Source organism: Ruegeria sp. AB7 (assembly GCF_056542625.1).
Genome location: NZ_JBQGAC010000001.1, coordinates 1179532 through 1191842, shown reverse-complemented (window position 1 = coordinate 1191842; position 12311 = coordinate 1179532). Strand labels below are relative to the sequence as shown.

Annotated in this window: 10 protein-coding genes; 5 read left to right on the top strand and 5 right to left on the bottom strand. The window is 53.7% G+C overall.

Going from position 1 to position 12311, the window contains the following annotated elements; all coding sequences use genetic code 11:
* Positions 1-366 precede the first annotated feature (366 nt).
* On the top strand, positions 367-999 hold the full coding sequence (locus tag ACR0EN_RS05950; protein WP_480585657.1) for a tyrosine-type recombinase/integrase: 633 nt from the start codon (positions 367-369) through the stop codon (positions 997-999).
* Between the two features lie 332 nt (positions 1000-1331).
* Here ACR0EN_RS05950 and ACR0EN_RS05945 read toward each other — a convergent pair whose 3' ends face one another.
* From ACR0EN_RS05945 to ACR0EN_RS05935, 3 genes are all read right to left on the bottom strand, one after another.
* The gene (locus ACR0EN_RS05945; protein WP_170392858.1) at positions 1332-2696 is read right to left on the bottom strand and encodes an alpha/beta fold hydrolase; all 1365 of its coding nucleotides are present in this window, start codon (positions 2694-2696) and stop codon (positions 1332-1334) included.
* Between the two features lie 480 nt (positions 2697-3176).
* Entirely contained in the window at positions 3177-3683 is a 507-nt protein-coding gene (locus ACR0EN_RS05940; protein ID WP_480585654.1) for a luciferase domain-containing protein, read from the bottom strand.
* Between the two features lie 98 nt (positions 3684-3781).
* Complete coding sequence (locus tag ACR0EN_RS05935; RefSeq protein WP_480585651.1) at positions 3782-4372, bottom strand: YceI family protein; 591 nt, start codon at positions 4370-4372, stop codon at positions 3782-3784.
* Between the two features lie 124 nt (positions 4373-4496).
* Here ACR0EN_RS05935 and ACR0EN_RS05930 point away from each other — a divergent pair, with 124 nt between their 5' ends.
* Positions 4497-5078: a TetR/AcrR family transcriptional regulator gene (locus ACR0EN_RS05930; RefSeq protein WP_170408611.1), complete on the top strand. Its 582-nt coding sequence runs from the start codon at positions 4497-4499 to the stop codon at positions 5076-5078.
* 195 nt (positions 5079-5273) lie between these two features.
* On the opposite strand, the gene ACR0EN_RS05925 is transcribed toward ACR0EN_RS05930, so the two are convergent.
* A complete protein-coding gene (locus ACR0EN_RS05925; RefSeq protein ID WP_480585648.1) occupies positions 5274-5855 on the bottom strand; it encodes a TetR/AcrR family transcriptional regulator in 582 nt (193 codons plus the stop codon).
* Between the two features lie 86 nt (positions 5856-5941).
* On the opposite strand from ACR0EN_RS05925, the gene ACR0EN_RS05920 reads away from it, so the two are divergent.
* A complete protein-coding gene (locus tag ACR0EN_RS05920; RefSeq protein WP_480585645.1) occupies positions 5942-6415 on the top strand; it encodes a cupin domain-containing protein in 474 nt (157 codons plus the stop codon).
* Positions 6416-6676: 261 nt separating this feature from the next.
* Here the strand turns inward: ACR0EN_RS05920 and ACR0EN_RS05915 are convergent, their stop codons facing one another.
* A complete protein-coding gene (locus ACR0EN_RS05915; protein ID WP_170597208.1) occupies positions 6677-7318 on the bottom strand; it encodes a TetR/AcrR family transcriptional regulator in 642 nt (213 codons plus the stop codon).
* Positions 7319-7489: 171 nt separating this feature from the next.
* Here ACR0EN_RS05915 and ACR0EN_RS05910 point away from each other — a divergent pair, with 171 nt between their 5' ends.
* Both ACR0EN_RS05910 and ACR0EN_RS05905 read left to right on the top strand, forming a co-directional pair.
* Positions 7490-8566, top strand: a complete 1077-nt coding sequence (locus ACR0EN_RS05910; RefSeq protein ID WP_170734048.1) for an efflux RND transporter periplasmic adaptor subunit — start codon at positions 7490-7492, stop codon at positions 8564-8566.
* Positions 8567-8578: 12 nt separating this feature from the next.
* Positions 8579-11722: an efflux RND transporter permease subunit gene (locus ACR0EN_RS05905; protein WP_480585642.1), complete on the top strand. Its 3144-nt coding sequence runs from the start codon at positions 8579-8581 to the stop codon at positions 11720-11722.
* Positions 11723-12311: the final 589 nt, after the last annotated feature.

The window sequence follows — 12311 nt, the reverse complement described above, 5'->3', positions numbered from 1 at the left end:
TTTACACGGTTCAGGTAATTGAGTTGATCGCCGGGGCTACCAACCTCACTATGATGGGACTGAACATTCGCGACGGCTTGCGAATGACCGGTAGAATTCGGAGGCCTCGCTGAAAATGTGGTTCCAATCCATACATTGGCCAATTTGCCGACATTCGAGCAAACGCAGCGAATTGGCGCTCTGTCCGCAAAGCGGTCATAGGCTCGTTCTGATCGGACGTCCGACTTAATCAGAAGCGGCCATTGAGTGTTTTAAACTGCAGTTTGAGATGCGCGCGATCGGTTTCTATGATGGCAAAGACAGTAAAGTGCGCTGGTTGGCAGGGTGCCGATGCCTGGTGCGGGAGGGCTGGATGGAGACTTCACCATGTCCAGTATTCAGCTTCCAATAGTCAGACCGTCTCGGCCGCCGTGGAACAAGAACCGACTAATTGGTCAGAAACGTCCACTCCTGCCAAGACAGGTTTGGGCAATTCGTGCGCGGCTCGAACTCGCCGGGAACCCGCGCAACCTTGTGCTGTTCAATCTTGCTATCGACAGCAAACTTCGCGGTTGTGATCTTGTTCGCATGAAAGTGGCGGATCTGGTCGTTGCCGGAGCAGTTCGAGACCGCGTATCGATCGTCCAGAGCAAGACAGGCAGGCCAGTTCAGTTCGAAGTTTCCGAGAACACGCGAAGATCGATTTTTGAGTGGGTCAGATCGCCCGCCATGCTTGGTTGCGAGTTCCTCTTTCCAAGCAGGTTCCACAGTTCATCGCACATTTCGACTCGGCAATACGCACGTCTCGTGCGCAGCTGGGTGTCGGTCATCGGACTGGATCCTTGTGGGTACGGAACGCATTCTCTTCGGCGGAAAAAAGCTGCGCTGATCTATCGGAAGACTGGCAACCTTCGGGCCGTCCAGCTCCTGCTTGGACACACCAAGATTGACAGCACGGTCAGGTACCTTGGGGTCGAACTCGACGACGCGTTGAGCATCTCGGAGAAGATCGACATCTGACGGATTGACGGACGGCAGCAGCCGTTCGTCATCTAAAAACGGGTTCCGAAGTTTAGGCGCGAACGGCCGCTCCTTCGGATACCAGACTTTGGATTATTTGCGTTAAATGACCGCCATGCGGACAAATTTGCCATAGGCTCAATGGTTGTTGAGGACCGGTCTCAGCTCAAACCGGACATTCGTGACAAGACTTTGCAGTTTCCGAGATCAGGACAAAGCGGTCGATGACGAGAAGCTTAGAGTTTTCAAATTCCAGTATCGAAAATCAAAGGGCGCACGGCATCTTCTTACCTTCGAACAATAAAGGCTTGGCAAAGAAAAACGTACACTGCTCAAATTGAACTCAAGAAACGCTCAATTTCCACTAGGGCTTTAGGCCAGGCAGGATCATACTCTGGCATCGTGTTGTTTGCTGTTTCAAGGCCAATAAAGCGCGCATTCTCGATGCCGGAGGCGAATATCCTACCTTGTTCAACACTGTGCATCCTGTCTCGATTAGCGTGCATGACAAGAGCCGGACAGGTGATCCGCGGAAGTAGATCGGTTACGTCGACCCCTGCGACCAGTGGTCCAATCTTGAGCCAATCCTGATGGTCCATTGCCACTTTCATAAACTCTGCATAAGTGCGCTGGTCATGCGGACTTGCGGTTGGAGCAAAAGACTGGGCCATCAAGTCTCTTGCAGAAGGGTATTCATCGTTCCAACCTTCAAGACTCATATCCATCATTGCTTGCCCAAGCGCGGCAATTCCGGGCTGCGAACGCACCGCGAGTCCTTGTGCAAATCCACCGAGTAGAACCAACCCCGAAACACGGTCAGGATTATATGCGGCAAAAGCCGCCGCAATGGTTGCCCCAAAAGATATGCCAAACAATGGCACTTTTTCGATCCCGGCTGCGTCCAGTACGGCCTCAACATCTTCGACGATTCGATTCAAAGACACATCCTGCACGCCCCGCTGGGACAAGCCATTGTTTCTACCATCAAACCGATAAAGGCAGTGATTTTCAGAAAGCAGCGGCAACCACCCGGCGATGGTGTTCATCGTCCAATCGTATTCCAGATGCCTGAGCCAGTTTGGTGTGACCAGTAACTTTCTTCCGCTTCCAGTAGATGTCCAGGCAAGCGTTGTACCGTCTTTTGATTTTGCAAAGCGGACGTCTTGAGAGTTAGCCAGCAGCTTGTTCTTTGCGTGTCTTTTGTCACCATCTAAATCAATAGAGTAGGCTTCCACTGGATTTGGAATTCCCTTCAACCGTATCGAGCTTTCTGGTCGCAAAGCAACCGCCAGCGAAGTTCCTGCAACTTCAGCAGCTGTCTTGCTGACGAGACAACTTCCAATATGCGCGCTGGACTGAAGGCGCGACGCAACATTCACGGCCTCTCCGAACAAGTCTGCGCCATTTGGCATTACGTCGCCAACGTGGAGACCTCCTCGAAGTGTTACGTCTTCATCTCTCATCTGATTGAAAATCTGGCTGGCAGCATTAATTGCGTCAGTGGCTGCAACAAACTCAACCAAAGCACCATCTCCCATCAGCTTGAATATTCGTCCATTGTTTTCATGGACCAACGGTCTGATCACATCGTCCAAAATGCGTTGTAGAGTGTTCAGCGTGGTCTCAGCATCCTCTGACATGCGCTTGGTATATTCGACGACATCGAGGCTTAGGATCGCAGCAATTTTCCGCTTCATCAGACGATGTGATCCTTTTAGCTAAACCAATTCCTCTGAACCAAAATTAACAGACGAATAGATTTTTGTGGCTAAAACTTGTGCCTGGGTATTTTGCTAAGCCTGCAAGTTCCAAAACTTGCGTTGAAACACACAGCCGAGCAAAATGACTTATTGGCTGGCGAAACCTAGAATTAAGGTGAAGTAGTTAGCGCGTTTCGCGTTACTAACAAAGGTTCACTTTGCAATATCCATTCTGAAAGTGTCAGCCCGTTGCTCTCTTCATCTGTGACCGATGGCAGCCCGAAGCGGAACTTCGACTCTGAGCTTTGCAAAATCTAACAAGCGGACGGCAGCTACCATTAGTGTGAATGGCTTGAAGGTATCGAGCGCTTCGCCACGGCGACAATTTAAGAAAAAAATGACTGTGAGAAACAAGGTGGCTGAAACTGCTCTCTGACACGAAACAGGTGTCCCCGCACGCTTTCGCACAATTCGAGCTTAGCCCAGAGTGATGCCGGTGATGAAGGTGTACGAGCTTTCAACCAGATCGATGACGACATCCAGCTCTTCGGGTGTGGTTGGAGTATAGATCATGACAAAGCCGCTCCACCCAGGACGTTGTTTGGCCCAAGGGTGTGCGACGGCCCAGCCAGCCTCAATTGCCCTTCGCGCCATTTCTGGGTCGAGCGAGGCGTGCAAGCTGCCATCAGGATGCATGTGCGCAAACTCAAACCCACCGACGATAGAGTTCGGTTGGGATAACAACATATCGGGATCAAGCTGAAAGCCAATCGCGCCAGGTAATGATATGCGTGTGGGGCAAAGTGTGACCCCCGGGAATTGCGCAACTCGCTCCAGCAATAGCTGGGCCAAATCGGCCTTAATTTCGACACCAATCTGAGTGTGCGGCACGCCGCTTGTCGTTTCGGGACGGTGCGAGGTGCGCTCCGGCAAGGAGCGCTCTTGCGCGGACGCCATCGAGCACATCAATGCCACTACCGTCATAGCAACCGCCAATGTTCTCAGGTGCACATTCATTTTGTTGTCAGCCCGTCAAAAGTAAAGATTGAGTGCTCAGCGCGGTATCGGTGCCCCTGCACGCATCATTCAGCTTTTAACGCTTCGATATTGATCAAGAGATCTATTTCGTCGCTCACCGCTGGTGCAAAGGCCCCAAGTCCGAATTCAGACCGCACGATAGTTGCCGTTGCTGCCAGCCCCAAGGTCGGCGTGCCCTCCTTTTCGCCAAAAGGGTATGGCGCTGACTTGTTAAGCGTTGTTTCCAGAACAACAGGTTTGGTGATGCCATTCATGGTCAGGTCGCCAGAAATATTCGCGGAATTGTCCCCGGTGACTTCGATGCTGGTTGAGGCGAATGTGACCACGTCACCGTCAGTCGCGCCAAAAAAATCATCGGACATGAAGTGTTGCAAACGGGCATCCCAGCCCGTGATCATAGATTTTACTGGTATAGACACTGTGACAGACGACGCGGACGGGTCATCTTCGTTGAACTCTATCTCACCGCTAAAACCTGAGAACATTCCAAATGTTTCTGAGAACCCGATGTGGTCGTAGCTGAACAATACCTGGCTGTGTCCAGGATCCAGCTCGTAGGTGCCACTCTCGGACAAAGCGGTTGTCGGGCCCATCGATAAGAGTACCGCCAGCGGGGTTGCTGCCACTTTGAACATTGATACGCTCCCATTTTGACAAGACGTGTTTGTGGAATTGAGTTTTGCGATTTAGGTATTGGCTGACCATACTTTTAGGGCAAAATGTTCTACAGCGCAACAAAATGTTCTATAGGAGGGGCGATTGAAAGAAGATCCCAGGCTGATCGCCACACGACAGGCCGCACTTGATGCGGCGCAAAGGATACTGATGGATGAGGGCGTGCTGCACGTAACTCATGGCGCGGTTTCAAAGGCAACGGGCATTTCGCGCAGCACACTTTACAGGCACTGGCCAGATGCGCGCGGTCTGCGTGATGCAGCATTCAGGCGCATCGCAACACCGCCTAACATACCACCCAAAACAGATGGCCCGCTGCGATCTGACCTGCGCTGGTTACTCGGAGTACTGATGGGAGCCTTGAACGACACACCATGGGGCCAAATTGCGCCTCAAGTTGTCGCTGCTGCGTCCACCGATGCAGAAGCGCGCTTGGTGATCACTGAATTCATGAAAGACAGGTTCGCAAGTGTTGAAGCCGTGCTTTCAGCCGCAATAGATCGGGGTGAGATCGCCGCCGACGTTCCGGTTGACCAATTCATAGAACTGGCAGTCGCTGCACCTTATTTCCGCAAGCTCATTCGTCACGAGGCGCTGAACGAAGAATGGTTGGACAAACATGTCGATCTGCTTTGCAGTATCGCGAAAACCAATTCAGGACAGTGACCATCGCCTGACTTTGCAATCACAGCGACCTTCAACTGGCGCGAAATTTCGACAGAACAGCAAGTTGTGATCAATAGCCTGTCCAGCCAGTTCCTCATAACTGCTGCTCCAAAAGGTCTCGGCAAACGTTCGCTATGATCGTTCGTTGAGGATTGCAAAGTCTGCTTTCTGCGCATTTCTGTAATTCGGCCATCCTCAGTTTTTTGGCAAGTACCGATCCAACAGAGCGTCGACCAACCCTTCCTGAAGTTGGTAGCCGGTTGCTTCGTCCACTCGCAAAATATCTTCAAGAATGACAAGTTGTTCCATTCCCGTCGTCATGGACAACCGCTTCGCCAGGTCGTCAACGTCCTTCGGCTCCATCAATGAATGAATTGGCGCTAGTGCTTCAGAAAAAGCCGTCACTCTTCTGGCGCCACGCATTTTAACCGTTCCTTCCTCAAGTGATGCCTTGAGTGATTCAGCCAGAAACTGCCTGAAGTGCGCCTCATGAACCCGAGAAAAATCCAGATAGTAGCGTGCGACCACGTGTACGCGGCTCCTGACGTCATCCAATCCCTTGAGAAGCTCTGACGTTGGCGTGACGTCTAGATCAAGCGTCGCGTCCAAAGCCAAAACACTTGGGTCAGAAAAGTAACGATAGACCGTTGCGCGGCTGGTTTTGGCGCGTTCAGCGACTTTTGCTAGCGTGACTTCCTTTCCCTCCGACATCAATTCTCGAGCGGCCGAAAGAAGTGCTTCTCGCGTTCGGTTGATTTGATTTGTACGAGGTGCCAATCCCAAGCCCTTTGCGAAACACTTGTCTCATAAGTAGATTTATGTATCATAAGCCGAGTGTGTTTCAAGTAAAGGGAGTCGCAGTTATGACTGAACCTCGCCCGCGAGTTTACCATCTTCTTGGGAACCTTTTGACTTTCCACGCCTTTCCCAGTGAGACTGGAAATCGTTGCACAATCGTTGAGATAAAGACGGCTCCTGGTGCCGGTGCGCCGCCCAATCATCATGCAGGCGAAGATGAGAGCTTCTATGTGCTAGACGGTAAGTTCGAGTTCTTCGTGAATGGTGAGACAGTCAACGCAAAAGGTGGTGATTTCGTCAAAGTCCCGGACGGCGCAGTGCACGCCTTTACATGTACTGGGGAACGGCCTGGGCGGCTACTTTGCATCAACGCCCCCGGCGCTATGCATGACACATTCTTTACTGAAGCTGGTGAAACAATGCCTGAGGGTACGACAGATATTCCGGCGCCAGATGGACCGCCAGATATTCCGGCGATCATGGCCGTAGCGGACCGAGTGGGAATGACGATCCTTGCGCCAGCGGACATTCCCAGCTAACGAATGCGATTGCATAACTCCGGGTTGCGGAACGGAGGCTTTGGAACAAAGCTTCTGCCGTACACCCTAACTTGTAATACTGGCTCAACCCGAAGCCGACATTCACGACGAGACCTTGCGATTCTGGATAGCCGACATTGGCGGCGCTTTCCAAAAAATGTCTTCTATGTGAACCAGAGCAATCGTTTAGGCGCAGGCGTGACAGCGGCTTAGATCGTCTGCTATCAGTGCTTGGTTGAATTCGTTTTAGCGTGAGAACGCTCAACTCAGCATTCTTTCCGAAACGTCCTCAAGAAGGGTATGAAGATCGAATTCTTCACCTTTCTCCGCAAGCCCTTTGTCATGCAAAATGAAGGACAGCCCGTGCACGAAACTCCACAACAAAAAACCACGGCGGCGAACTTCGTCTGTGATTCCCGGTTCACCGAGACATTTTGCTACTTCAGTCAAAAGAATCCCGAAACTTTGCTGGCCGCCTTCCTCCAGCCGGGGATCCGCGATGCGGTCTGTGAAGCCGCCAAATTTCAGTCTGAAGATCCCGGGCTCATTTAACGCAAAGGCAATATACTCCATCCCTATGGCAGTAATGCGCTCGGGAGATCCTTCAGGAACGCCTTCCAGCGCAGTAAGCATTTTGTCTCGGTGCCGATCCATTCCCTCAAGGACAGTGGCGACCAGCATTTCTGTCTTGTCTTTGAAGTGCTTGTAAGGTGCCGCAGTCGATACGCCCGCGCGTCTGCACGCCTCGGATACGGAAAAACTGTCCGGACCTTTTTCTTCTACCAACTGTCGGGTTGCTTCGATCAGTGCAGCGCGGAGATCACCGTGATGATAGGCTTTCTTGCTGACTGAAGGACCAGCCGTTTGTCTGCTAGTCGAATGATTTTTTTCGATGCTGCTCATGATCCAACATGTGCCAGATCACGTATCTCTTGTCAAAGTGAGAACTTCTAACATATGTTAGAGATGCTAACTTGATGAGGTCCCCAAATGCCGAATCCTGCCAATTCATCTACTGAAGCGACTAAACCGAGCCTATTTGCACGTGTGTTACGCGGCACTGTGCGTTTGGGAGTGACCGTCAGTTTTATAGCCGTTGCAGCGGCCGCCGTTCACTTTGGCGCATCCGAGCTCACCCGTAGAGCGGAGGCGGTGCCCGCACCTGATGCCGCCGCTGTGACCCCGGTATCCGTGACGCCGATAACGTCCGAGAGCGCTTACACAGTCGACCGTGTGTTCATCGGGCAGGTCGAACCTCAGCGTTCGGCAGATATCTCTTTCGAGCTGAACGGGACGCTCGATCAAATTCTGGTGGATGAGGGTGACAAGGTTGCCAAAGGTCAACTTCTTGTGACACTGGACATTGCACTGCTGGAGGTCGAACGCGACCGTCTGACAGCATCACGCGATGCCATTGCAGCCCAGCTTGCATTTGCAAGAAAGACGGTCGAGCGAAACGCGAAACTCATTGAACAAGGCTTTACCAGTCAAGCCCGTTTGGACGAAGCCGTTTCTCAGCAAGATGAATTGTTATCCAGAATTGGCGAGTTGGATGCGGCCTTGCGCGATGTTACCGTTCGGATTGAGAAATCCAGCATCGAGGCCCCATTTGCCGGTCAAATAACCGCGCGACACGTGGACGGCGGCGAAACTCTGCGCTCGGGCGAGCTGGTTCTGGGAATGGTCGAGGTCGTGTCGCCGCAGGTTCGGATCGGTGTTCCTCTCGATGTTGATCCGGCGCTTCTGACTGATGTTGAGATCGAAATATCAGCTAAAAGCTACCGGGCTGAGCTTGCAACCTTGCGGCCCGATATTGACCCGGTGACCCGAACCCGCACTGCGCTGTTCGATCTGAAAAACGCTCCCGACGTTGCTTTCGGACAAACCGCACGTGTGCATGTACTCGATCCTGTCCAAAGTGCGGGAACCTGGGTGCCCACAACATCGCTGAAGGAAGGAACGCGCGGGCAATGGACACTGCTGGTTGCCGACGCGCAAAAGACTGTGCGCCTGGCGACGGTCGAAGTGCTGCATGCCGAAGACGACCGCGTCTTTGTGCGTGGCGCGTTTCCGGAAGGCACCGTCCTGATCGATCAGGGTCCGCAGCGGGTGAGCGTTGGTCAGCGCGTCGCCTTCGACACTGGCGAGTAACGGAGCGATTTGATGGAAACCCTTACCTTTCGCCATCCCCGGCTGGTTGCCCTCATCATTTTGGTGCTTGTGTCTGCAGGGCTGTCTTCGTTCCTATCGCTTGGGCGACAGGAAGACCCCACGATCACCAACCTCTTCGCAACCATAACCACGCAGTTTCCTGGCGCAGACCCCGAACGGGTTGAAGCACTGGTTACCGCAGAAATCGAAGAAGAACTGCGAAAGATCGCCGAGGTGGATGAGATCAGTTCTGTCTCCCGCTCGGGCGTGTCGGTCGTTTCTGTTGAATTGCTGGAAACACTAGACGAAGCCACCATTGAGCAGGTTTGGGCCGAGGCTCGGGACGCCGTGGAAGATGCGCGCCAGAACTTCCCGGCAGGAGTATTGCCACCGGAATTCGATGCCGAGGGTATTGCTGCCTATTCCGCTGTCATTGCAGTTGCGGCCGAGGACCCCGACTTCCCGATAACTTTGCTGTCTCGTCATGCCGAAGCATTGGGTGACAGATTGCGCGCGATACCTGCGACACGAGCCGTCGACTATTTCGGTCAGCCAGAGGAAGAGGTGCTCGTAAGTGTCGATATGGACAAGGCCGCTGCGCTTGGGCTTGGCGCTGCCGAGATTTCCCAGCGGATCGCCGAAGCAGATGGGAAGGTTCAGTCTGGGCGGCTGCAATCCGATGTCGACCTAACCATTGGCGTCAGCGGAGAAATTGAGAGTCTGGATCGCATTCGGAGCATCGTCCTGCGTGAAAACGCGGACGGTGCAGTGGTGCAGCTCGGCGATATTGCCAGCGTAGACCGGGGCGCACGCGAACCGCAGTCCTCAATCGCTTTTGCCAACGGGATGCCCTCCGTTTTGGTCGGAATTCTGGCGCAGGACGGCGTGCAGATCGACCGCTGGACAGGCTTTCTACGGGATGAGCTTGAGGCCGGCGCCGCAGCGGTACCTTTGGGCATGCAGGAAATACTGCTGTTTGATCAAAGCCAGTACACGACGGATCGTTTGTCAGAGGTTGGGGTCAACATGGCCATTGGCGTGGCTCTGGTTGTGGCAGTTTTGTTTGTTACGTTAGGTGTTCGGGCAGCCGCGATTGTGGCTTTGGTTTTGCCGGTTGTCTCATTGGCGACCCTGGCGACGATGAACATGATCGGTTTGCCCATTCACCAGATGTCCGTGACGGGTCTGATCGTTGCCCTCGGTCTGCTTGTTGACGCAGCCATCGTGATGACCGATGAAATTCGACGTCGTCTGCAGGATGGGATGGAGCGACTTTCAGCCGTGCGAGATGCTGTTCGCCGGTTGGCCGCGCCTTTGCTGGCGTCGACCGTCACCACGGCGCTTGCCTTCACGCCGATGATCTTGCTGCCGGGACCCGCCGGCGACTTTGTCGGCGCCATCGCTATCGCCGTGGTGCTGATGCTTGTTTGGTCCCTGGTTGTGGCCTTGACTGTGACTCCAGCGATTGCGGGCTGGCTACTGTCCGATCGCCCAGACGCAAGAATGCTGAGCCGCGGTATCAGCATCCCGCCACTTGCCCGTATGTTCGAGGCCTCAATTCGATTGTCAGTCACCAATCCGGTGCGATCTATCGCGTTGGCATTGATCTTGCCGGTGCTTGGCTTTGCGGCCTTTCCAACGCTGACCGCGCAATTCTTCCCGGGCGTCGATCGCAACCAATTCTATATCGAAGTCGACATGCCGGGTGGAACGTCAATTGCCACCACCGAAGCAACCGCCCGCCAAATCGATGAAATGCTGCTGGCTGACGACGGCGTCAAAAGTGTCTACTGGACCGTCGGAGAGTCCGGCCCGGCATTCTACTACAACATCGTTGGAAACCGCTCACGAGAGCCCGGGTTTGCACAAGCTATGATCACGACCGGCACGGCAGACGACGCCGCCCGCCTTGTTGGAACGTTGCAGAGTCGTCTGGATACCGACTTTCCTGATGCGCAGATCATCGTTCGCAGTCTTGTTCAGGGCCCTCCGGTCGCCGCACCGGTTGAAGTCAAAATTCAGGGGCAGGACATCACGGTTTTGCGTGATCTGGGCGACGAGGTGCGTTCAGTCATGGCCAATCTCGATCTGGTAACCCAGGCGCGCGCCAGCGTGAACGGCGGCAACCCTCAAATCCGGTTCGAGATTGATGAGGTCAAGGCGCGTCTGCTGGGACTGGATGTGGCGGATATAGCTGGTCAGCTAGACACGGCGCTTGTTGGCATTACCGGTGGATCACTGATCGAAGGGACCGAACAGTTGCCGGTGCGTGTTCGACTGGGTGACGAGGTGCGATCAGACCTAAGCGCCATTGTCAGTATGCCCATCCTGCTGCCCAATGCTGCCGCCGTATCCGCCACAAGTGTTTTCCCTGCTGTGCCGTTGTCGGAACTAGCCAGGCCGGTGATCGAACCAGCGGAAAGCGTCATAACCCGAACGGATGGCGTGCGCGAAAACACTATCCAAGCGTTTATCGTCCCCGGTGTTTTACCCGAAGAGGCGTTGCAAGACGTACTAGAAGCGCTTAATGCGTCCGGGTTTGTGTTACCGCAAGGCTATTCGATGTCCTTAGGTGGCGACAGTGATGCCCGATCCAACACCGTGGGCAATCTGCTTGCCTCTGTTGGATTGATTGTCACACTCTCCATTGCGACCATCGTTCTCACCTTTAACTCGTTCCGGCTGACGCTCGTGACATTGATCGTGTGCGTGTTGTCTGCAGGCCTTTCAATACTGTCGCTGGCCGTTATGCAATTCCCGTTCGGAATAACAGCGATTATCGGTGTCATCGGCTCGATCGGGGTTTCGATCAACGCGGCGATAATAATTTTAACCGGGTTGCAACAAGACGTTGACGCAAGCCAAGGCGACCGGGTGGCGATGGCGCGTGTTGTGACTGGTTCAAGTCGGCATATCATCTCGACAACGGTCACAACCTTTGGTGGTTTCCTACCCCTGATCATAGCTGGAGGAGCATTTTGGCCGCCATTCGCCGTTGCAATCGCTGGGGGCGTACTGTTGTCGACTGTCGTATCGTTTTATTTCACTCCGCCAATGTTCGCCCTGGTGCATCGTGGAAAGCTTGACCAACCGCTTGAGGCAAACAACCAGCATTCCCAGCCTCAAGAAGCTATTGTTGCGCTTGTGGCAGAGTGAGGTTCGAGACTACTTCTCCTTGCAAATTGGTATGTTTCAAAGCCGTCGTTGTTCGAAGCGGGGTTCACTTTCTGCTATGGGCCGCACCCCGGACTTTGCAAAGTCTGGTTTCTGCGCATTGCTGTAATTGGGGCATCGCGCAGCATCGGTCAAAGTGGGCTCAATCCCGCCGTTTTCCGCATTCTGCCCGAACGGCGGGTGTAGAGTCTTCGAATGCCCGCTTTGGATGAAAGTCACGGCAACTCTGCGGGCCGAATGGGCAGAAGACTTGTGGGGTGGTTCGCGACAAGCGGTGATGGGTGGTGCGCTCAACCAGAAGGCGGTTCACATAACACCCCCACTGCGATGTTCGTACTGTGTTATCGTGGCGCAGAACATCCGGTGGTCGCAAAGCATGCCATTTGACAGTCCGTCCACTATTGTCGCAATGCGCAATAGAGTGTGATCTCGTGGCACTGCGCCCAATGACGGATTTCAGAAACCAGATCTAAACCCGGCGCAATTCTGAGACGACTCGGGTTTCTTGGAGCGAGAGCATCAATCGGGATGCGGCGTCGAACGTAGATTTTTTGACGTTTTTGCATTTTTG